18 protein-coding genes are annotated in these 21,561 nt (G+C 58.8%); 15 read left to right on the top strand and 3 right to left on the bottom strand.

Going from position 1 to position 21,561, the window contains the following annotated elements:
* Positions 1–34 precede the first annotated feature (34 nt).
* The 11 genes from KVH01_RS07805 to KVH01_RS07755 all read left to right on the top strand — a co-directional run bounded on the left by KVH01_RS07805 (position 35) and on the right by KVH01_RS07755 (position 14,134).
* Entirely contained in the window at positions 35–2,812 is a 2,778-nt protein-coding gene (locus KVH01_RS07805; protein ID WP_043049708.1) for an LPS-assembly protein LptD, read from the top strand.
* Positions 2,793–4,127, top strand: a complete 1,335-nt coding sequence (locus KVH01_RS07800; protein ID WP_152625184.1) for a peptidylprolyl isomerase — start codon at positions 2,793–2,795, stop codon at positions 4,125–4,127. Before KVH01_RS07805 ends, KVH01_RS07800 begins: the two co-directional genes overlap by 20 nt.
* Positions 4,124–5,113, top strand: coding sequence for a 4-hydroxythreonine-4-phosphate dehydrogenase PdxA (gene pdxA / locus KVH01_RS07795; protein WP_217880964.1), 990 nt, complete (start codon positions 4,124–4,126; stop codon positions 5,111–5,113). Before KVH01_RS07800 ends, pdxA begins: the two co-directional genes overlap by 4 nt.
* Positions 5,110–5,922, top strand: coding sequence for a 16S rRNA (adenine(1518)-N(6)/adenine(1519)-N(6))-dimethyltransferase RsmA (gene rsmA / locus KVH01_RS07790; RefSeq protein WP_217880963.1), 813 nt, complete (start codon positions 5,110–5,112; stop codon positions 5,920–5,922). The genes pdxA and rsmA overlap by 4 nt, the downstream gene beginning before the upstream one ends.
* Positions 5,923–6,112: 190 nt before the next feature.
* Positions 6,113–6,493, top strand: coding sequence for a Co2+/Mg2+ efflux protein ApaG (gene apaG, locus KVH01_RS07785; RefSeq protein ID WP_032879182.1), 381 nt, complete (start codon positions 6,113–6,115; stop codon positions 6,491–6,493).
* Positions 6,493–7,344, top strand: a complete 852-nt coding sequence (locus KVH01_RS07780) for a symmetrical bis(5'-nucleosyl)-tetraphosphatase (RefSeq protein ID WP_217880962.1) — start codon at positions 6,493–6,495, stop codon at positions 7,342–7,344. The genes apaG and KVH01_RS07780 overlap by 1 nt, the downstream gene beginning before the upstream one ends.
* Before the next feature lie 9 nt (positions 7,345–7,353).
* A complete protein-coding gene (gene glpE, locus KVH01_RS07775) occupies positions 7,354–7,683 on the top strand; it encodes a thiosulfate sulfurtransferase GlpE (protein ID WP_043049714.1) in 330 nt (109 codons plus the stop codon).
* Between the two features lie 285 nt (positions 7,684–7,968).
* On the top strand, positions 7,969–9,891 hold the full coding sequence (locus KVH01_RS07770) for a PrkA family serine protein kinase (protein ID WP_003194732.1): 1,923 nt from the start codon (positions 7,969–7,971) through the stop codon (positions 9,889–9,891).
* Positions 9,892–10,004: 113 nt separating this feature from the next.
* Positions 10,005–11,276 carry a YeaH/YhbH family protein gene (locus KVH01_RS07765; RefSeq protein ID WP_217880961.1) on the top strand — a complete coding sequence of 424 codons (1,272 nt, stop codon included), beginning with the start codon at positions 10,005–10,007 and terminating at the stop codon, positions 11,274–11,276.
* The gene (locus tag KVH01_RS07760; protein ID WP_043049715.1) at positions 11,273–12,838 is read left to right on the top strand and encodes a SpoVR family protein; all 1,566 of its coding nucleotides are present in this window, start codon (positions 11,273–11,275) and stop codon (positions 12,836–12,838) included. Before KVH01_RS07765 ends, KVH01_RS07760 begins: the two co-directional genes overlap by 4 nt.
* A gap of 63 nt (positions 12,839–12,901) precedes the next feature.
* Positions 12,902–14,134 carry a multifunctional CCA addition/repair protein gene (locus KVH01_RS07755; RefSeq protein WP_217880960.1) on the top strand — a complete coding sequence of 411 codons (1,233 nt, stop codon included), beginning with the start codon at positions 12,902–12,904 and terminating at the stop codon, positions 14,132–14,134.
* A gap of 72 nt (positions 14,135–14,206) precedes the next feature.
* Here KVH01_RS07755 and folK read toward each other — a convergent pair whose 3' ends face one another.
* Together folK and folB are read right to left on the bottom strand one after the other, a co-directional pair.
* Complete coding sequence (folK, locus tag KVH01_RS07750; protein ID WP_217880959.1) at positions 14,207–14,725, bottom strand: 2-amino-4-hydroxy-6-hydroxymethyldihydropteridine diphosphokinase; 519 nt, start codon at positions 14,723–14,725, stop codon at positions 14,207–14,209.
* Positions 14,716–15,069: a dihydroneopterin aldolase gene (gene folB / locus KVH01_RS07745; protein ID WP_043049718.1), complete on the bottom strand. Its 354-nt coding sequence runs from the start codon at positions 15,067–15,069 to the stop codon at positions 14,716–14,718. Before folB ends, folK begins: the two co-directional genes overlap by 10 nt.
* Before the next feature lie 74 nt (positions 15,070–15,143).
* On the opposite strand from folB, the gene plsY reads away from it, so the two are divergent.
* The gene (gene plsY, locus KVH01_RS07740; RefSeq protein ID WP_217880958.1) at positions 15,144–15,713 is read left to right on the top strand and encodes a glycerol-3-phosphate 1-O-acyltransferase PlsY; all 570 of its coding nucleotides are present in this window, start codon (positions 15,144–15,146) and stop codon (positions 15,711–15,713) included.
* 32 nt (positions 15,714–15,745) lie between these two features.
* On the opposite strand, the gene tsaD is transcribed toward plsY, so the two are convergent.
* Entirely contained in the window at positions 15,746–16,771 is a 1,026-nt protein-coding gene (tsaD, locus tag KVH01_RS07735; RefSeq protein ID WP_217880957.1) for a tRNA (adenosine(37)-N6)-threonylcarbamoyltransferase complex transferase subunit TsaD, read from the bottom strand.
* 203 nt (positions 16,772–16,974) lie between these two features.
* Here tsaD and rpsU point away from each other — a divergent pair, with 203 nt between their 5' ends.
* From rpsU to rpoD, 3 genes are all read left to right on the top strand, one after another.
* Entirely contained in the window at positions 16,975–17,190 is a 216-nt protein-coding gene (rpsU, locus tag KVH01_RS07730) for a 30S ribosomal protein S21 (RefSeq protein ID WP_002551877.1), read from the top strand.
* Between the two features lie 443 nt (positions 17,191–17,633).
* The gene (dnaG, locus tag KVH01_RS07725; RefSeq protein ID WP_217880956.1) at positions 17,634–19,604 is read left to right on the top strand and encodes a DNA primase; all 1,971 of its coding nucleotides are present in this window, start codon (positions 17,634–17,636) and stop codon (positions 19,602–19,604) included.
* A gap of 67 nt (positions 19,605–19,671) precedes the next feature.
* A complete protein-coding gene (gene rpoD / locus KVH01_RS07720) occupies positions 19,672–21,522 on the top strand; it encodes an RNA polymerase sigma factor RpoD (protein WP_046069802.1) in 1,851 nt (616 codons plus the stop codon).
* Positions 21,523–21,561: the final 39 nt, after the last annotated feature.

The raw sequence follows: 21,561 nt of genomic DNA, 5'->3' as shown, positions 1-21,561 counted from the left end.
GGCAGATGGCACGCAGGAAGCCCGGACTAATAAGATGGCATTGAAATCCCCCGCGTTTCGTAGAAAATTTCCGTTGCTGGTAACCGGCAGTCTGCTGGCCATGCAACCTTTCGCCACTTCACACGTGGTCGCCGCTGAGCAGTATGACTGCTCGGTCTCCGCTTCGGGTGCCTGGGATTGTGCGCCGAAGACCGCCGCCGCCCCGCTGCCGCCGCGCCCGGTGCATGACGGTTCCGCCGTCAGCTCGGCCAACGGTACGCCGCAAGGCGAAGCCGGCGGCAAGGTCGACGCAGAGCCGAAGACCATGCTGGTCACTGAATCCAAGGGCCGTGGCCTGCGTTCGCGCAGCGCCGACTACAGCCATCTGGACTGGGTGCCTCGCGAGAAGCTGACCGCAGCACAGCTGGCCGAAACCGGTCCTTACTGCAGTGGTGCCTACATCGAGCCTGTTCGTCCTGGCATGAACGACAAGACGAACAAGAGCGACGCGCCGACCTTCATCGGTGCCAAGGCCTCTCGTTACGAGCAGGAGCAGCAGGTTGCGACCCTGGCCGGTGACGTGGTCATGCGCCAGGGCAGCATGCAGCTGGAGTCGGACGAAGCCAGCCTGTACCAGGCCGAGAACCGTGGCGAGCTGAACGGCAAGGTGCGTTTGCGCGACAACGGTGCGCTGATCGTCGGCGACCACGCCGAGGTGCAGCTTGATACCGGCGCTGCCCAGATCGACAACGCCGAATACGTGATGCACAAGTCACGCATCCGCGGTAACGCGCTGTACGCCAAGCGTGCCGAGAACGCGATCATCCGTCTCAAGGACGGTACGTACACCACCTGCGAGCCGGACAGCAACGCCTGGCAGCTCAAGGGCAACAACATCACGTTGAACCCGGCCACCGGTTTCGGTACAGCCACCAACGCGACGTTGCGGGTCAAGAACATCCCGATCCTGTACACCCCTTACATCTACTTCCCGATCGACGACCGTCGTCAATCCGGCTTCCTGCCGCCGAGCTTCAGCACCGGTGGCGAGACGGGCTTCACCCTGGTGACGCCGTACTACTTCAACCTGGCGCCGAACTATGACGCTACGTTGTACCCGCAATACATGACCAAGCGCGGCTTGTTGATGGAGGGCGAGTTCCGCTATCTGACCAAGTCGAGTGAAGGGCAGTTTGGTGGGGCGTATCTCAACGACGACAATGACGAGCGCAAGAACCAGACCGATTACGAAAAAACCCGCTATATGCTCAATTGGCAGCATAAGGGTGGGTTGGATTCACGTCTGACTTCCCAGGTGGATTACACCAGGATCAGCGACCCTTACTACTTCCAGGATTTGAAGTCGTATGAGGAAGGGGTTGAGAGCCAGGACGCTCTGAACCAACAGGGCTCCCTGACGTATCGGGGCGACTCTTATCAGGCCCGCTTGAATGTGCAGGCCTATCAGTTGGCGACAATCACTCAGATCACGCCATATGACCGCCTGCCCCAGCTCACCTTGAATGGCCAACTGCCATTTCATCCGGGTGGCCTGGATTTCAGCTATGAAACCGAAGCCGTACGCTTTGATCGGGATCTGGAGAACGGTAACTTTACCGACGAAAACGGCCTGGTGTCGCGTCGACTCGATACCAACGTTACCGGCCTGACCCGTGCAAACGGTACGCGCCTGAACCTCGCGCCAGCTGTTTCGTATCCGATGAACTGGTCCTACGGCTTTTTGACGCCGAAGTTGAAGTACGTTTATACCAAGTACGATTTGGACCTTGACGGTACAGGTAAGAGCCAAATGGCTGCTGGAGGTCAGACCTTCAATAGCTCGCAGGATCGCTCAGTACCCATCGCAAGTATCGACAGCGGCCTTTACTTCGACCGCACGACCAATTGGTTCGGCAAAGACTACAACCAGACCCTCGAACCTCGTGCGTTCTACCTCTACGTGCCGAATAAAGACCAAACCGAGATCCCTGTTTTCGACACGAGCGAAAACTCGTTCAGCTACTCCTCACTGTTCCGGGATAACCGCTTCAGCGGCTCCGACCGCATCGGTGACGAGAACAAGCTGTCCTTTGGCCTTACCAGCCGCTGGATCGAAGAGAATGGTTTCGAGCGTCAACGCGCCTCCATCGGCCAAGCGGTGTACTTTAAAGACCGTGAAGTTCAATTGCCGGGCATCGATGCCAAGACGCGTGATGATGCGCATTCGAACGTTTCACCAGTTGCTCTGGAATACGAATTCCGTTTCAACCGCGACTGGCGCGCTACGGCCGACTACAACTGGGATACCGAAAGCCATAGCCCTCGTTCCGGTAGTGCGATGTTCCACTACCAGCCAGAAGACAATCCGAACAAGGTCGTCAACCTCGGCTACCGCTATCGTAATGACCAGGTCGTCTACAACCAACTGACCGGCAAATGGCAGTTCGGCGGCGACTTCGGCAGCCCTGGCCAAGAGAACTACGTGAAGGATTACTACAAAATCCAGCAACACGACTTCTCGATGATGTGGCCGATCATTCCTCAGTGGAACCTGATCACCCGCTGGCAGTATGACTATGCCCGCAACCGCACGCTGGAAGCCTTCGGTGGTTTCGAATACGACAACTGCTGCTGGAAGCTTCGTGTCATCAACCGTTACTGGGTTTCCAACGACGAATACACGCAGATCGCCCCTCAGAACGAAAAGGGTGACCACGGGCTCTTCCTCCAGATCGTCCTCAAAGGACTCGGCGGCCTGACCGGCGCCAAGGTAGAGAGCTTCCTCGACAAAGGCATTGAAGGTTATCGTGAACGTGAAGACAAAGCTTTCTGAGTGTTTGCGCCCGCTAGTGCTGGGCGCGCTGTTCCTGGGTACTGTGACGGCACACGCCGCGGTCCAACAGCTGGATAAAGTAGCGGCCATCGTCGATAACGACGTGATCATGCAGAGCCAGTTGGACCAACGGGTCAAGGAAGTCCAGCAAACCATCGCCAAGCGTGGCGGTGGCGTGCCGCCGACAAGTGTCCTGGAGCCCCAGGTGCTGGAGCGTCTGATCGTCGAAAACCTGCAACTGCAGATCGGCGAACGCTCCGGTATCCGAATCTCGGATGAAGAACTGAACCAGGCCGTCGGCACCATCGCTCAACGCAACAACATGAGCATTGATCAGTTCCGCGCTGCCCTGGCTCACGATGGGTTGTCCTATGAGGATGCCCGTGACCAGATCAAGCGCGAGATGATCATCAGCCGTGTGCGCCAGCGCCGTGTGGCCGAACGAGTCCAGGTGTCCGAACAGGAAGTGAAGAACTTCCTGGCCTCGGACCTTGGCAAGATGCAGCTCTCAGAAGAACTGCACCTGGCCAATATCCTGATTCCGACGCCAGACAGCGCCAGCGCTGAGCAACTGAATGCCGCAGCCGCCAAGACTCAAGCGGTGTACGACCGCCTGAAGGCCGGCGCTGACTTTGCCCAGACCGCGATTGCCGTCTCCGGCAGTGATAACGCACTGGACGGCGGTGACATGGGCTGGCGTAAAGCCGCGCAATTGCCGCCTCCGTTCGACCGTGAACTGAGCGCCATGAACGTGGGTGACATCACCCAGCCAGCACGTACGCCAGGCGGCTTCATTATCCTCAAGCTGCTGGGCAAGCGCGGCGGCGAGACCTCGCTGAAAGACGAAGTACATGTTCGCCACATCCTGGTCAAACCGAGCGAAATCCGCACCGAGGCACAAACCAAGGAACTGGCGCAGAAAATCTACGACCGTATCGAAAACGGTGAAGACTTCGCCACCCTGGCCAAAAGCTTCTCGGAAGACCCAGGTTCTGCCCTCAACGGCGGCGACTTGAACTGGATCGACCCAAAAGCCCTGGTACCAGAGTTCCAGCAGGTCATGGCCGACACCCCGCAAGGCGTATTGTCCAAACCGTTCAAGACCCAATACGGCTGGCATGTACTGGAAGTCCTTGGCCGTCGTGCCACGGACAACACCAACCAGGCCCGCGAACAGCAAGCCCTGACCGTACTGCGTAACCGCAAGTACGACGAAGAGCTGCAAACCTGGCTGCGTCAGATCCGTGACGAAGCTTATGTAGAAAACAAGCTGCCAGGCGCCGAGCAAACAGGCACCGACCAGGCCACCCAGTGAAACCCCAGCGTTTCGCGGTGACACCCGGCGAGCCGGCCGGCATTGGTCCAGACCTTTGCCTGCTGCTTGCCTCGCAACTCCAGCCACACCCCCTGATTGCCATCACCAGCCGCGACCTGCTCCTCGAGCGGGCCGCGCAACTGGGTGTGGCTGTCACCCTGCTGGACGTGGCGCCGGGCGACTGGCCCGACCTGCCGGCGCCCGCAGGCAGCCTGTATGTGTGGGATACCCCGCTGCACGCCAAGGTTGTTGCCGGGCAACTGGACAAGGCCAATGCGGCGTTTGTGCTGGAAACCCTGACCCGTGCGGGCCAAGGCTGTATCGACGGTGACTTCGCCGGCATGATCACCGCTCCGGTACACAAAGGTGTGATTAACGAATCCGGCATCGCCTTCTCCGGCCATACCGAATTCCTCGCCGAGCTGACCCACACCGCTCAAGTAGTCATGATGCTCGCCACCCACGGCCTGCGCGTCGCCTTGGTGACGACTCATCTGCCGCTGCGTGAAATCGCCGACGCCATAACCGTCGAGCGCCTTGAGCGTGTCACGCGCATCCTGCACGCCGACCTGCAACAGAAATTCGGCATTGCCCAACCGCGTATCCTGGTCTGCGGGCTCAACCCCCACGCCGGTGAAGGCGGTCACTTGGGCCATGAAGAAATCGACATCATTGAACCGACATTAGAGCGCCTGCGCCAAGAAGGCATGGACCTGCGCGGTCCATTGCCCGCAGACACTCTGTTTACCCCCAAATATCTGGAGCACTGCGACGCAGTGCTGGCGATGTACCATGACCAGGGGCTGCCCGTGCTGAAATACAAAGGCTTCGGCGCTGCAGTCAACGTGACGCTGGGCCTGCCGATCATCCGCACCTCCGTCGACCATGGCACTGCCCTGGACCTGGCGGGCAGCGGCAAGATCGATACCGGCAGCCTGCACGTGGCTCTGGAAACCGCCTATCAGATGGCCGAGACCCGTATATGACTGAGCATTACCAACACCGGGCGCGCAAGCGCTTCGGGCAGAACTTCCTGCACGACGCTGGCGTGATCGACCGCATCCTGCGCTCCATCCATGCCAAGCCCGAGGACCGCCTGCTGGAAATCGGCCCGGGCCAGGGCGCGCTGACCCAGGGCCTGCTGGCCAGCGGCGGGCAACTGGACGTGGTGGAACTGGACAAGGACCTGATCCCGATCCTGAACCAGCAGTTCGCTGGCAAGCCCAACTTCAACCTGCACCAGGGCGATGCGCTGAAGTTCGACTTCAATAGCCTGAATGCCGCCCCCAATAGCCTGCGGGTGGTGGGCAACCTGCCGTACAACATCTCCACACCGCTGATTTTCCACCTGCTGAACAACGCCGGGATCATCCGCGACATGCACTTCATGCTGCAGAAGGAAGTGGTGGAGCGCCTGGCCGCAGGTCCTGGCGGTGGTGACTGGGGCCGTTTGTCGATCATGGTCCAGTATCATTGCCGCGTGGAGCACCTGTTCAACGTCGGCCCGGGCGCCTTCAACCCGCCGCCGAAGGTTGATTCAGCCATCGTACGCTTGGTGCCGCATGCCGTGCTGCCCCACCCAGCCAAGGATCACAAGCTGCTGGAGCGCGTTGTGCGTGAAGCGTTCAACCAGCGCCGCAAGACCTTGCGTAACACCCTCAAGGCCCTGCTGAGCAATGCCGAGATCGAAGCTGCCGGCGTTGATGGCAGCCTGCGCCCCGAGCAACTGGACTTGGCCGCGTTCGTACGCCTGGCTGACCAACTGGCGATTCAGCCTGCTCCGACAGAAGAATAAGGCTCAACGCGATCCAATGTGGGAGGGGGCTTGCTCCCGATAGGGGAGTATCAGTGGATACATTTTCAACTGACACATCGCTATCGGGAGCAAGCCCCCTCCCACATTTGGATCACGTATCTGGCCTAGTGCCCACCTCATGGCCTAGACTGACCCGCATCTGCTGTCCCCTGCTTTTAAGGCCTCTTGCATGTCCGATCCTCGCTATCAGATCGACGTCAGCGTCGTCACCCGCTTCCTGGCGGACCAATCGCAACCCGAACAGAACCGCTTTGCCTTTGCCTACACCGTCACCGTAAAAAACAACGGGTTGGTCCCGGCCAAGCTGCTGTCGCGCCACTGGGTCATTACCGATGGCGACGGCCAGGTCGAGGAAGTGCGTGGAGCAGGCGTTGTCGGCCAGCAACCCTTGATCAACAGCGGCGCCAGCCATACCTACAGCAGCGGCACGGTCATGACCTCCAAGGTCGGCACCATGCAGGGCTCGTATCAGATGAAAGCTACCGACGGCCACTTGTTCGATGCAACGATCAAGCCCTTCCGCCTCGCGGTGCCCGGAGCCCTGCACTGATGGCGACGTACGCGGTCGGCGACCTGCAAGGTTGCCTTGAACCTCTCAAGCGCCTGCTCGAGCGCGTAGCCTTTGACCCCGCAAGCGATCGCCTGTGGCTGGTGGGCGACCTCGTCAACCGAGGCCCGCAGTCACTGGAAACCCTGCGCTACCTCTATAGCCTGCGTGACTCGCTGGTATGCGTGCTCGGCAACCACGACCTGCACCTGCTCGCGGCCGGCAATAACATCGAGCGCCTGAAAAAGGGCGACACCCTGCGCGAAATCCTCGAAGCGCCGGACCGCGCCGAGTTGCTCGACTGGCTGCGCCGGCAGAAACTCATGCACTACGATGAGGGCCGCAACATGGCCTTGGTGCATGCAGGCATTCCACCTCAGTGGACGCTGAAAAAAGCCCTCAAATGCGCCGCTGAAGTCCAAAGTGCACTGGCCGATGACACCCTGTACACCACCTACCTGGACGGCATGTACGGCAACGAACCGGTGAAGTGGGACAACGACCTCACGGGCGTAACCCGCCTGCGCGTGATCACCAACTACTTTACGCGGATGCGCTTCTGCACCGCTGAAGGCAAGCTGGACCTCAAGAGCAAGGAAGGCGCCGACACCGCGCTACCCGGCTACAAGCCATGGTTCGCCCATAAGGAGCGCAAGACCCGTGATACGAAGATCATCTTCGGTCACTGGGCCGCCCTGGAAGGCAAGTGCGACGAGCCCGGCGTGTTCGCCCTTGACACCGGTTGCGTGTGGGGCGGCGCCATGACCCTGATGAACATCGACACCGGCGAGCGCTTCGGCTGCCAGTGTGAGCCCCTCCTTTCCAATACCCAGCCGGCCGCCGCCAAGCCATAGGAGCCCGCCATGACCGATTTCAAACGTATCCCTCCCCAAGAAGCCCAAGCGCTGCGCGAGCAAGGTGCAGTGGTCGTCGATATCCGTGACCAGCCTACTTACGCGGCGGCTCACATCAGTGGCGCCAAGCATTTGGATAACGTAAACATTGCCGATTTCATCCGCGCCGCCGACCTCGATGCGCCGCTGATCGTAGCCTGCTACCACGGCAACTCCAGCCAGAGCGCAGCCGCATACCTGATCAGCCAGGGCTTCTCCGACGTCTACAGTCTGGACGGCGGCTTTGAGCTGTGGCGTGCGACCTACCCTTCGGAAATTTCTTCCGGCGATTCGCAATAATTTTTTTTACACCCCGCTATCCCGCGTGACGCTTGGGCTTGCGCCGTTTCTGACGAACGGCGCAACCAAACTAATTGCGCATCGCGCCTTGACCTCCCGGATTCCGAACTATCCTTAAGCGCAGGCCATCCGAATCAGGGGAGAGCCGGTACACCGGCGTACGGGTCATCGGTAGCGTTTCAGGGTGTTCTGGGGGGAAAACAGCCATTGGCGTCCGTCAATGACTGCCAGCATCGACTGATTGATCCGGCGTCGGCTCCACGTATCGAGCGAGGTGACGACGTCATGAGTATTTTCAGCCACTTCCAACAACGCTTCGCGTCCACGCAGCAGGAGGAACTCACCCTTCAAGAGTACCTCGAGCTGTGCAAGCAGGACCGCAGCACCTACGCCTCAGCCGCCGAACGCCTGCTACTGGCGATCGGCGAGCCGGAGCTGGTGGAAACCGCCAACAATTCGCGCCTGTCGCGTATATTTTCCAACAAGGTGATCCGCCGCTACCCGGCCTTTGAAGACTTCCATGGCATGGAAGAATGCATCGACCAGATCGTGTCCTACTTCCGCCATGCCGCCCAAGGCCTGGAAGAGAAGAAGCAGATTCTCTACCTGCTCGGCCCCGTCGGCGGTGGTAAGTCGTCCCTGGCCGAAAAACTCAAGCAATTGATCGAGAAGGTGCCTTTCTACGCGATCAAGGGCTCGCCGGTCTTCGAGTCGCCCCTGGGCCTGTTCAACGCCACGGAAGATGGCGCGATCCTTGAAGAAGACTTTGGCATTCCGCGGCGCTATCTCAATACCATCATGTCGCCGTGGGCTACCAAGCGCCTGGCCGAATTCGGCGGCGATATCAGCCAGTTCCGCGTAGTAAAACTCTACCCGTCAATCCTCAACCAGATCGGCGTCGCCAAGACCGAACCAGGCGATGAAAACAACCAGGACATCTCGGCGCTGGTGGGTAAGGTCGATATCCGCAAACTCGAAGAATTCCCGCAGAACGACGCCGACGCCTACAGCTACTCGGGCGCACTGTGCCGGGCCAACCAGGGCCTGATGGAATTCGTGGAAATGTTCAAGGCACCGATCAAGGTGCTTCATCCCCTGCTCACCGCCACCCAGGAAGGCAACTACAACAGTACCGAAGGCCTCGGCGCGATTCCGTTTACCGGGATCCTGCTGGCCCACTCCAACGAATCGGAATGGCACACCTTCCGCAACAACAAGAACAACGAAGCCTTCATCGACCGGATCTATATCGTCAAGGTGCCGTACTGCCTGCGGGTCAGCGATGAAATCAAGATCTACGACAAGCTGCTGTTCAACAGCTCCCTGGCCAAGGCCCACTGCGCACCCGACACCCTGAAGATGCTCGCCCAGTTCACCGTACTGTCGCGCCTCAAGGAGCCGGAAAACTCGAATATCTATTCGAAGATGCGCGTATACGACGGCGAAAACCTCAAGGACACCGATCCCAAGGCCAAGTCGATCCAGGAATACCGCGACACAGCGGGCGTGGACGAGGGCATGAACGGCCTGTCGACTCGCTTTGCGTTCAAGATCCTGTCCAAGGTCTTCAACTTCGACCCCCATGAGATTGCGGCCAACCCAGTGCACCTGCTCTATGTACTGGAACAGCAGATTGAACAGGAACAATTCCAGGCCGAAACCCGTGAACGCTACCTGCGCTTCCTCAAGGAATACCTGGCACCGCGCTACATCGAATTTATCGGCAAGGAAATCCAGACCGCATACCTGGAGTCCTACAGCGAGTACGGCCAGAACATCTTCGACCGCTACGTGCTGTATGCCGATTTCTGGATTCAGGATCAGGAGTACCGTGACCCGGAAACCGGCGAGATCCTCAATCGTGTAGCCCTCAACGAGGAACTGGAAAAAATCGAGAAACCCGCAGGCATCAGCAATCCGAAGGATTTCCGCAACGAAATCGTCAACTTCGTATTGCGTGCCCGCGCCAACAACAATGGCAAGAACCCTACCTGGCTCAGCTACGAGAAGCTGCGGGTGGTCATCGAGAAGAAAATGTTCTCCAACACCGAGGACCTGCTGCCGGTCATCAGCTTCAACGCCAAGGCCAGCAAGGAGGATCAGCAAAAACACAACGACTTCGTTACTCGAATGGTCGAGCGCGGCTACACCGACAAACAGGTACGGCTGCTCTCCGAGTGGTATCTGCGGGTACGTAAATCGCAGTAAGGCAGCGACAGGCGTGTGCTGCCAGGCAATCGACCTGGCAGTTGACCGCTTGTCCCGAAGCTTCCAGCTAGCCGCTTGAAGCTTGTAACGTGAAGCTGCCCGGAGGGCTCCCTATGAGCTATGTGATCGACCGACGCCTCAATGGCAAGAACAAAAGCACGGTAAACCGCCAGCGTTTCCTGCGGCGTTACCGTGACCACATCAAAAAGGCCGTCGAAGAGGCCGTTAGCCGCCGCTCCATCACTGACATGGAGCACGGCGAACAAATCAGTATCCCGGGACGCGATATTGACGAACCCGTGCTTCACCACGGCCGCGGCGGCAAACAGACCGTCGTGCACCCCGGCAACAAGGAATTCACCACCGGCGAACACATCCAGCGCCCACAAGGTGGGGGGGGCGGAAAAGGCCCGGGCAAGGCCGGCAACTCCGGGGAAGGCATGGATGAATTCGTATTCCAGATCACCCAGGAAGAATTCCTTGAGTTCATGTTCGAGGATCTGGAACTGCCCAACCTGGTCAAACGCAACCTGACCGGGACCGACACCTTCAAGACCGTACGCGCCGGGATCAGCAACGAGGGTAACCCATCGCGCATCAACATCATCCGCACCTTGCGTTCAGCCCATGCCCGGCGCATCGCCCTGTCCGGCAGCAGCCGCGCAAAACTGAAGCAGGCCAAGGAAGAGTTGGTACGCTTGAAGCGTGAAGAACCGGATAACTTCGGCGATATCCAGGAAATCGAGGCAGAAATAGAGAAGCTCAGCGCGCGCATCCACCGTGTGCCATTCCTCGATACCTTTGATTTGAAATACAACCTGCTGGTCAAACAGCCCAACCCCAGTTCCAAGGCCGTGATGTTCTGCCTGATGGACGTGTCCGGCTCCATGACCCAGGCGACCAAGGATATTGCCAAGCGCTTTTTTATCCTGCTGTACCTGTTCCTGAAACGGAACTACGACAAGATCGACGTCGTGTTCATTCGCCATCACACCAGCGCCCGGGAAGTGGATGAAGAAGAGTTCTTCTATTCGCGGGAAACCGGCGGCACCATCGTTTCCAGTGCACTTAAGCTCATGCAGGAGATCATGGCCGAGCGCTACCCCGCCAACGATTGGAACATTTACGCCGCCCAAGCTTCCGATGGCGACAACTGGAACGACGACTCGCCGATCTGCCGCGACATCCTGATCAACCAGATCATGCCGTTCGTGCAGTACTACACCTACGTCGAAATCACCCCCCGTGAGCACCAGGCCCTGTGGTTCGAGTACGAGCGCATCGGCGAAGTCTTTGCCGATACGTTCGCCCAGCAGCAACTGGTCTCGGCCGGCGATATCTACCCGGTCTTCCGTGAACTCTTCCAGCGCAGGTTAGTGACATGACCGCCAAAAAAGAGAACAAGCGCCAACCCATTTCCACCGGCTCCGAGTGGACCTTTGAATTGATCCAGGCTTATGACCGGGAAATCAGCCGCATTGCGGCGGGTTATGCCCTGGATACCTACCCCAACCAGATCGAGGTCATCACCGCCGAGCAAATGATGGATGCCTATGCCTCCGTGGGCATGCCGCTGGGTTACCACCATTGGTCCTACGGCAAACACTTCCTCAGCACCGAGAAGTCCTACACGCGAGGGCAGATGGGCCTGGCCTACGAGATCGTGATCAACTCCGACCCGTGCATCGCCTACCTGATGGAAGAAAACACCATCTGCATGCAGGCGCTGGTGGTGGCTCATGCCTGTTATGGGCACAACAGTTTTTTCAAGGGCAACTACCTGTTTCGCACCTGGACCGACGCCAGCTCGATCATCGACTACCTCGTGTTTGCCAAGCAGTACATCATGCAATGTGAGGAACGCCACGGTATCGATGCGGTGGAAGACCTGCTGGACTCCTGCCATGCACTGATGAATTACGGGGTCGACCGCTACAAGCGCCCGTATCCGATCTCGGCCGAGGAAGAGCGCCTGCGCCAGAAGGAGCGCGAGGAGCACCTGCAGAAACAGATCAACGACCTGTGGCGTACCATCCCCAAACGCGCCGACAAAAACAACGACAAGGACAATGCGCGCTTCCCCACCGAACCTCAGGAAAACATCCTGTACTTCCTGGAAAAACACGCACCGCTGCTGGAGCCTTGGCAGCGCGAGATCGTGCGCATTGTGCGCAAGATCGCCCAATACTTTTATCCACAGCGCCAGACCCAGGTGATGAACGAAGGTTGGGCGACCTTCTGGCATTACACTCTGATGAATGACCTGTACGACGAGGGCTTGGTCACCGATGGCTTCATGATGGAATTCCTGACCTCCCACACCAGTGTGGTATTCCAGCCCGGCTTCGACAGCCCGTATTACAACGGCATAAACCCCTATGCCCTGGGCTTTGCCATGTACCGCGATATCCGCCGCATGTGCGAACATCCAACGGACGAAGATCGCCGCTGGTTCCCGGAAATCGCCGGCAGTGACTGGTTATCAACCATCAAGTTCGCCATGAGCAGCTTCAAGGATGAGAGTTTTATCTTGCAATACCTCTCGCCCAAGGTAATTCGCGACCTCAAGCTGTTCAGCATTCTCGATGACGACCTCAAGGACGACCTGGTGGTACCGGCCATCCACGACGAACCGGGGTACCGCATCATTCGCGAAACCCTGGCCGCCCAGTACAACCTGGGCAATCGCGAGCCTAACGTGCAGATCTACAGCATCGATGTACGCGGCGACCGTTCGCTGACCCTGCGTCACCAGCAGCATGATCGCAAGCCTTTGGGCGAATCCACCGAGGAAGTGCTCAAGCACCTGCATCGACTGTGGGGGTTCGACATCCACCTGGAAACGCTACAGGGCGATCAGGTCATGAAAACCCATCATGTGCCGCCGCGCAGCGATCACAACGACAATGACTACGGCCGCCTGGACATGGCCGTCGTTCATCTCTGAAGCAGCAAAGCCTCCATTGACCAGGCACAGGCGTTATCCTGTGGCGCTAATGGAGGCTTTTTCATGAAAATCTACAAAGTCGGCGGCGCCGTGCGTGATCGCCTTCTGGGCATCAAGGTCACCGATATCGACCGCGTCGTCGTCGGCACAACCACCGAGGAAATGCTCGCCAAAGGCTATAAGCCGGTGGGCGCCGATTTCCCGGTATTCCTCGACCCAAAAAACGGTGATGAATACGCCCTCGCCCGCACCGAACGCAAGAGCGGCCGGGGTTACGGTGGCTTTGTGTTTCACGCTAGCCCCGACGTTACGCTGGAAGAGGACCTGATCCGGCGTGACCTGACGATCAATGCCATGGCGGAAGATGACGATGGCAACCTGACCGATCCTTATCACGGCCAACGCGATCTTGAAGCGCGCATCTTGCGTCATGTTTCTCCCGCATTCGCCGAGGATCCACTCCGAGTGCTGCGTGTTGCCCGCTTTGCCGCACGTTATGCACACCTAGGCTTCAAAGTCGCACCTGAGACGCTGGAATTGATGCGTCAGCTCAGTGATTCCGGCGAACTCGAGGCCCTTACCCCCGAGCGCAGCTGGAAAGAAATCTCACGAGCACTGATGGAAGATCAACCCCAGGTATTTATTCAGGTACTACGCGACTGTGATGCGCTGAAGACCCTGATGCCGGAGGTAAACGCACTGTTTGGTGTGCCCCAACCCGAGGCGCATCATCCGGAAATCGATACCGGCGTTCACACTTTGAGCGTGCTGGAACAAGCCGCTTTGCACAAACAACCACTGACAGTACGCTGGGCCTGCCTGCTGCACGATTTGGGTAAAGGCCTGACGCCTGTGGATAAGTTGCCGCAGCATATTGCCCACGAACACCGCGGCTTAAAGCTGATCAAGGCGGTGAATGAGCGCTTCAAGGTGCCCAGGGATTGCCAGGAATTGGCATTGCTGGTGGGCGAATTTCATACCCACGGTCATCGCGCACTGGAACTCAAAGCCTCGACATTACTGGAATTACTGCAGAGTTTTGACCTGTACCGGCGGCCGCAACGCTTCGAAGAGTTTGTAGTAGCCTGCGAAATGGATGCCCGTGGCCGCAAAGGCTTTGAACAACGCAGTTATCCACAGGCAGATTATTTGCGCGGCGCGGCAAAGGTTGCACGCGAAGTACCGGTTGCACCATTGCTGGAAAAAGGTTTCAAAGGCCCAGAGCTGGGAGCGGCACTCAAGCGCGAACGGCTGAACGTGCTGAAAGCCTACAAGGAACAACACAAGCCTTTGTAGGAGCGAGCTTGCTCGCGAAAAACGTCAACGATAACGCAGCGCCCTCAGGTTTTTCGCGGGCAAGCTCGACCCCTACAAGAGAGCTGGCGGTGTCAGTTGTCGGCCTTGCCACTTAAAGCCGACAGGCGCCAGCACTTGGTCGATCTGAGCATCGCGCCACAGCTCGGCCATTGTCTTGCCGGCCTCAGGGTGCACACGATCGGGCGCCATCATCGACAACGGCCACAACACGAAAGCGTTTCTGAGGATTTCTGCCCGCGGCAGGATCAACCCATCGAAATTTCCCACCAAATCGCCATACAGCAACACATCGATGTCCAGCGGCAGGCCTTTGCGATCAGGCGCATAGCGACCGTTATCGGCCTCGATGAATTTCAGCCGGCGATCCAGCTCCATCAACGGCAAGTCGGTATAAGCCGACACCACCAGATTAAAAAAAGGCCCACTCTTGATCCCCACTGGCTGGCTTTCGAACACTGGCGAACAGCGCATGTCCGTCAAGAAACCCGCCAGGGCATCGAGGCCGGCGCTCAGACGCCTTTCGCGCTCGATATTGCTGCCAAGCCCAAGGTAAATCCGAGTCAAAGACATCCGCGCTCGATCTCCACGCCCACGCCCTTGGCAGCCGGCACGGCGCCCGGCTTGGTCAATTTGAGGTGCAGCCAGGGAATTTGGAATTCGCTCATCAGCACTTCGGCCAGGCGCTCGGCGAAGGTTTCTACCAACTGATACTGGGACTGCTCGGCAAAAGCCTGGATACGGGAGGAAACACTGGCGTAATCCAGCGCCAGGGTCAGGTCATCACCAGCGGCGGCCGGGCGATTATCCCAGGCGAAGTTCAGGTCCAGGCGCAGGCATTGCCGGATCCCGCGCTCCCAGTCGTAGGCCCCGATCACGGTGTCGACTTCCAGGCCTTCGATAAACACTCTGTCCAAGTACTCTTCTCCGCAGCACGACAAGGGCGCTATGCCCCGTTAGAATCAGGGCGTCCTCGCCCGGAATAGTTAGCATGTTTTGGTCACTGGCGATTCTCGCCTACCTGCTCGGCTCGCTGTCCTTCGCCATTTTGCTCAGCCGCCTGACGGGAAATCCCGACCCGCGAATGAGTGGCTCGGGCAATGCCGGTGCCACCAATATGTTGCGCCTGGCCGGCAAGAAGCTCGCCATCCTTACCCTGCTGGGCGACGTGTGCAAGGGCTTGTTGCCCGTGCTGATCGCGAGCGTCCTCGGCCTGACCTTGCAACAGCAGGCCTGGGTGGGCGTATGCGCCGTCCTGGGCCACCTCTTCCCGCTGTACTTCCACTTTCGCGGCGGTAAAGGCGTTGCCACGGCAGCCGGGATGCTGCTGGGCATCTACCCACCGGCGGCGTTACTGGCAATGCTCGCCTGGCTGCTGACCTTCTACCTGACCCGAACCAGCTCGCTGGCCGCGCTGATCGCTACACCGCTGACCCTGCCGCTGTTGGCCTGGCAGGCACCGGAAGCCTTGCTGCCGATGAGTGTGCTGACACTGCTGATCGTCTGGCGTCACCGCGGCAATCTACGCGACCTGTTTGCCGGTCGCGAACGGCATTTTTAATTACCCCAGATGAACCAGGTTCAGGTAGAGCCTTACAATGGCGGCAGTTGCTCCATCGGCCAGCGCGCCTGCACGCTGATCGCCAGACTCTCATGCTGCCCGGCCTGCAGGCGCTGGCAACCGGCATAGGCGATCATGGCGCCGTTATCGGTGCAGAACTCCGGACGTGCATAGAACACATGGCCATTCATGTCACCAAGCATTTTTTCCAAGGACGCCCGCAGCGCCTTGTTGGCACTGACGCCACCGGCAATCACCAGTCGCTTCATACCCGCCTGCTTCAAGGCGCGCTTGCACTTGATGGTCAAAGTCTCCACCACGGCCTGCTGGAATGCCAGCGCGATGTCGCAACGGGCTTGCTGACCGTCGTCCCCGGCACTGACGCTCTGCTGCCATGTGTTCAACGCGGAGGTTTTCAACCCACTGAAACTGAACATCAGGCCGGGCCGATCACACATCGGCCGCGGGAAAATATAGCGACCCGCCACGCCTTTCTCGGCAAGACGGGCGATTTCCGGGCCACCTGGATAATTGAGCCCCATCATCTTCGCAGTTTTATCGAAAGCTTCGCCGGCGGCATCGTCCAGGGACTCACCCAGCAAGGTGTATTGGCCGATACCATCGACCTGAACCAGCTGCGTATGGCCGCCCGAAACCAACAAAGCGACGAACGGGAACTTCGGTGGTGTTTCTTCCAGCATGGGCGCCAGTAAATGGCCTTCCATATGGTGCACACCAAGCGCCGGGATGCCCCAGGCAAAAGCCAGCGCCTGGGCACAAGAGGCCCCAACCAGAAGGGCTCCGACCAATCCAGGGCCCGCGGTGTAGGCGATGGCATCGATCTCGGTCGCCACACAATCGGCCTCGTCCAGCACCTGGCGAATCAACGGCAGCATGCGCTTGACGTGATCACGGCTGGCAAGCTCCGGCACCACGCCACCATAGGCGCGGTGCAGGTCGATCTGACTGAACAGCGCGTCGGCCAAAAGCCCGCGTTCACTGTCGTATAGGGCGACGCCGGTTTCGTCGCAGGAGGTTTCAAGTCCCAGTACTAGCATGGGTTTGCGCCTTGTAGAGGCTGAATTCGAAGGCGCGCATGATAGTCCCCGCTCCCCCTCCCGACTAGCGGTTTTCGATCAGAGGCTTTGCATTCCGGGCAATGAGGGGTTAACATCCGCAACCCTTAAAAACCGACGACCTCAGCCGCGAATTTTTTGCGACGAGAACGTTGATTCCCGGTAATGAAAGAAGGTAGCTCTGGATGCCAGCCGTCAAAGTAAAAGAGAACGAACCCTTCGACGTAGCTCTGCGTCGTTTCAAGCGCTCCTGCGAAAAAGCCGGTGTTCTGGCTGAAGTTCGTAGCCGCGAATTTTATGAGAAGCCAACTTCTGAGCGTAAGCGTAAAGCAGCAGCCGCTGTTAAGCGTCACGCCAAGAAAGTTCAGCGCGAACAGCGCCGCGCCGTTCGTCTGTACTAATACACAGACGTTCGTAGCAAGCTTCTGCCAAGCCCGGCCCTCAGCCGGGCTGTTGGCATTTGCGGATATCGCTTGATGCTTCACCGTCGACGCCGCACATGCGACCGAGACACTGTTTCAAACGTCAGGGCTGGCTCTTTTGCCAGCAGTGCGCGTCTCTTCTGACGAGCCTTACAAGGCTACTGACGAGCACACCTATTCTTCAAGCAGGCGATCAAATGTGTCGACTGTGCCCATCGATGCGTTTCCGAGGCCTTTCATCGGCCAGGACCGGACGCCCGGGCAACATTTCCATGCCGAAAACTGATCAGAAACTATCGTCAGTGAATGCTCGGCAGATACACTTCCTGACAACCCATGCAGACAATGATGATCGAGCACTCGATACGTGCGCTTGAACACTTCACGGGCCCTCATTTACACGCAGTGATGACGAGAACGCCATGGCCGGGCTGATTCCCCAGAGCTTTATTGACGACCTTCTGAACCGCACCGACATCGTCGATGTTGTCAGCTCACGCGTACAACTGAAAAAAGCCGGCAAAAACTACACTGCCTGCTGTCCGTTCCATAAAGAAAAAACCCCATCGTTCAGCGTCAGCCCCGACAAGCAGTTCTATTACTGCTTCGGTTGCGGCGCCGGCGGTAACGCCCTTGGCTTCCTGATGGACCATGACAACCTGGATTTCCCCCAGGCCGTCGAGGACCTGGCCAAAGCCGCCGGCATGGAAATCCCCCGCGAAGAAAGCGGCCGCCCGCACAAACCCAGGCAGCCCACCGACTCGCCGCTCTATCCGCTGTTGACAGCTGCTGCTGATTTTTATCGTCAGGCGCTCAAGAGCCATCCGCAGCGCAAGGCCGCCGTCGACTACCTCAAGAGCCGCGGCCTTACCGGTGAAATTGCCCGCGACTTCGGCCTGGGGTTCGCCCCGCCGGGCTGGGACAATCTATACAAGCACCTGAGCAGCGATACCCTCCAGCAAAAAGCCATGATCGATGCCGGCTTGTTGGTGGAGAACGCCGAGACCGGCAAACGCTACGATCGCTTTCGCGACCGCGTGATGTTCCCGATCCGCGACAGCCGTGGCCGTATCATCGCCTTTGGTGGCCGTGTGCTCGGAGACGATAAGCCCAAGTACCTGAACTCCCCGGAGACCCCGGTGTTCCACAAGGGCCAGGAACTCTACGGCCTGTTCGAAGCGCGCAAGAACAACCGCAACCTCGACGAGATCATCGTGGTTGAAGGCTATATGGACGTGATCGCCCTGGCCCAGCAAGGCCTGCGCAACGCGGTGGCAACCCTCGGCACCGCCACCAGCGAAGAGCACTTGAAGCGCCTGTTTCGCGTGGTGCCCAGCGTGCTGTTCTGCTTCGACGGTGACCAGGCCGGCCGCAACGCCGCCTGGCGAGCACTAGAGGCCACGCTGTCGAGCCTGCAGGACGGGCGCCGCGCACGCTTCCTGTTCCTGCCCGAAGGCGAGGACCCGGATACACTGGTGCGCTCGGAAGGCACCGACGCGTTCCGTGCGCGCATCAATCAACATGCGCAACCACTGGCAGATTATTTTTTCCAACAACTGACCGAAGAAGCCGACCCGCGCTCCCTCGAAGGCAAGGCCCATATGGCCACCCTCGCCGCGCCGCTGATCGACAAGGTCCCGGGCGCCAACTTGCGCACCCTGATGCGTCAGCGCCTGCTGGAAATCACCGGCCTGAGCGGCGAAGCCGTAAGTCAGCTGGTGCACAGCGCACCACAGGATGCGCCGCCGGCCTACGACCCCGGCATGGATTACGACGCCATGCCGGACTATGCCGACTTCCACCAACCCCAGGAGGCCTTTGCGCCCCAGCAGGAGTGGACGCCGAAGAAACCCGGCGCAGGCGGCAAGAAATGGGACAAGAAACCCTGGAGCAAAAACGGTAAGCGCGGTGATCGCGATGAAGCCTACGCTCCACGCACGCCGGTGGCGGTAGAAGCCCCGACACTTATTGCGCTACGCACATTGATTCACCACCCGCAATTGGCGGGCAAGGTTGAAAGCGCCGACCATTTTGCCAACGAGAGCAACACCTATGCCCAGGTGCTTATTGCCCTGATAGAGGCGGTGCAAAAAAATCCTAGGCTAAACTCAATTCAGCTGATGGCTCGTTGGCACGGCACGGAACAGGGCCGTTTATTGAAAGCCCTGGCGGAAAAGGAGTGGCTAATTGACGGCGATAACCTTGAACAACAGTTTTTAGACACCATTAATAGGTTATCTACGGGTCAACATACGCAGACCCTAGATGAACTCATCAAGAGAGCCAGGCAGCCGGGATTGTCGGCTGAAGAGCAAATTCAGATAGCAAAACAGATGCGTGACCTCTTAAAACAGAATGTTTCCGCATCAAACCCGACCTCAGCTGGCGTGTGAGGTCATAGCTCGGGTATAATCCTCGGCTTGTTTTTTGCCCGCCAAGACCTTCAGTGGATAGGGTGTTATGTCCGGAAAAGCGCAACAGCAGTCTCGTATCAAAGAGTTGATCACACTAGGTCGTGAGCAGGGTTACCTGACTTACGCGGAGGTCAACGACCATCTGCCTGAGGATATTTCAGATCCAGAGCAGGTGGAAGACATCATCCGCATGATTAACGACATGGGGATCAACGTATTCGAAGTCGCGCCAGATAAGGACTCCCTTATGCTGGCCGACGCTGATACCGACGAGGCCGCCGCTGAGGAAGCTGCTGCCGCGCTGGCTGCAGTAGAGACCGATATCGGCCGCACGACGGACCCCGTACGCATGTATATGCGTGAAATGGGTACCGTCGAGCTGCTGACACGCGAAGGCGAAATCGAAATCGCCAAGCGTATCGAAGAGGGCATCCGTGAAGTGATGGGCGCAATTGCGCACTTCCCTGGCACGGTTGACCACATTCTCTCCGAGTACACTCGCGTCACCACCGAAGGTGGTCGCCTGTCGGACGTCCTGAGCGGTTATATCGACCCGGACGACGGCATTGCGCCGCCTGCTGCCGAAGTACCGCCGCCTGTCGACCCGAAAGCCCCTAAAGCGGACGACGACACCGACGACGACGAGGCTGAAGCCAGCAGCGACGACGAAGATGAAGTCGAAAGCGGTCCGGACCCTGTTGTCGCGGCCCAGCGTTTTGGTGCGGTTTCCGATCAAATGGAAATCACCCGCAAGGCTTTGAAGAAGCACGGCCGTGGCAACAAGCAGGCAATCGCCGAGCTGGTAGCCCTGGCTGAGCTGTTCATGCCGATCAAGCTGGTGCCCAAGCAGTTCGAAGGCCTGGTTGAGCGCGTTCGCAGCGCACTTGAGCGTCTGCGCGCCCAAGAGCGTGCAATCATGCAACTCTGTGTACGTGATGCGCGTATGCCGCGTACTGACTTCCTGCGCCAGTTCCCGGGCAACGAAGTTGACGAAAGCTGGACCGACGCACTGGCCAAGGGCAAGGCGAAATACGCCGAGGCCATCGGTCGCCTGCAGCCGGACATCATCCGCTGCCAGCAGAAGCTGATCGCGCTGCAGACCGAAACCGGTCTGACGATTGCCGAGATCAAGGACATCAACCGTCGCATGTCGATCGGTGAGGCCAAGGCCCGCCGCGCGAAGAAAGAGATGGTTGAAGCGAACTTGCGTCTGGTGATCTCCATTGCCAAGAAGTACACCAACCGTGGCCTGCAGTTCCTCGATCTGATCCAGGAAGGCAACATCGGCCTGATGAAGGCAGTGGACAAGTTCGAATACCGTCGCGGCTACAAGTTCTCGACTTATGCCACCTGGTGGATCCGTCAGGCGATCACTCGCTCGATCGCCGACCAGGCCCGCACCATCCGTATCCCGGTGCACATGATCGAGACCATCAACAAGCTCAACCGTATTTCCCGGCAGATGTTGCAGGAAATGGGTCGCGAACCGACCCCGGAAGAGCTGGGCGAACGCATGGAAATGCCTGAGGATAAAATCCGCAAGGTATTGAAGATCGCTAAAGAGCCGATCTCCATGGAAACGCCGATTGGTGATGACGAAGACTCCCACCTGGGTGACTTCATCGAGGACTCGACCATGCAGTCGCCAATCGATGTTGCCACCGTTGAGAGCTTGAAAGAAGCGACCCGCGACGTACTGTCCGGCCTCACTGCCCGTGAAGCCAAGGTACTGCGCATGCGTTTCGGCATCGACATGAATACCGACCACACCCTTGAGGAAGTCGGTAAGCAGTTTGACGTGACCCGCGAGCGGATTCGTCAGATCGAAGCCAAGGCGCTGCGCAAGTTGCGCCACCCGACGCGAAGCGAGCATCTGCGCTCCTTCCTCGACGAGTGATACCAGAACCCCCGGCCCAGGCCGGGGGTTTTGTTTTGC

This window comes from Pseudomonas khavaziana (assembly GCF_019145205.1).
Lineage (GTDB): Bacteria > Pseudomonadota > Gammaproteobacteria > Pseudomonadales > Pseudomonadaceae > Aquipseudomonas > Aquipseudomonas khavaziana.
The sequence above is the reverse complement of the archived record's forward strand: the minus strand, read 5'-3'. Positions and strand labels throughout refer to the sequence as shown.

Bases quoted from the DNA above. Each gene is read 5' to 3' on its own strand.
- KVH01_RS07805 (WP_043049708.1), top strand. From the start codon at position 35: ATGGCATTGAAATCCCCCGCGTTTCGTAGAAAATTTCCGTTGCTGGTA.
- rsmA (WP_217880963.1), top strand. From the start codon at position 5,110: ATGACTGAGCATTACCAACACCGGGCGCGCAAGCGCTTCGGGCAGAAC.
- apaG (WP_032879182.1), top strand. From the start codon at position 6,113: ATGTCCGATCCTCGCTATCAGATCGACGTCAGCGTCGTCACCCGCTTC.
- KVH01_RS07780 (WP_217880962.1), top strand. From the start codon at position 6,493: ATGGCGACGTACGCGGTCGGCGACCTGCAAGGTTGCCTTGAACCTCTC.
- glpE (WP_043049714.1), top strand. From the start codon at position 7,354: ATGACCGATTTCAAACGTATCCCTCCCCAAGAAGCCCAAGCGCTGCGC.
- KVH01_RS07770 (WP_003194732.1), top strand. From the start codon at position 7,969: ATGAGTATTTTCAGCCACTTCCAACAACGCTTCGCGTCCACGCAGCAG.
- KVH01_RS07765 (WP_217880961.1), top strand. From the start codon at position 10,005: ATGAGCTATGTGATCGACCGACGCCTCAATGGCAAGAACAAAAGCACG.
- KVH01_RS07760 (WP_043049715.1), top strand. From the start codon at position 11,273: ATGACCGCCAAAAAAGAGAACAAGCGCCAACCCATTTCCACCGGCTCC.
- KVH01_RS07755 (WP_217880960.1), top strand. From the start codon at position 12,902: ATGAAAATCTACAAAGTCGGCGGCGCCGTGCGTGATCGCCTTCTGGGC.
- folK (WP_217880959.1), bottom strand. From the start codon at position 14,725: ATGTCTTTGACTCGGATTTACCTTGGGCTTGGCAGCAATATCGAGCGC.
- plsY (WP_217880958.1), top strand. From the start codon at position 15,144: ATGTTTTGGTCACTGGCGATTCTCGCCTACCTGCTCGGCTCGCTGTCC.
- tsaD (WP_217880957.1), bottom strand. From the start codon at position 16,771: ATGCTAGTACTGGGACTTGAAACCTCCTGCGACGAAACCGGCGTCGCC.
- rpsU (WP_002551877.1), top strand. From the start codon at position 16,975: ATGCCAGCCGTCAAAGTAAAAGAGAACGAACCCTTCGACGTAGCTCTG.
- dnaG (WP_217880956.1), top strand. From the start codon at position 17,634: ATGGCCGGGCTGATTCCCCAGAGCTTTATTGACGACCTTCTGAACCGC.
- rpoD (WP_046069802.1), top strand. From the start codon at position 19,672: ATGTCCGGAAAAGCGCAACAGCAGTCTCGTATCAAAGAGTTGATCACA.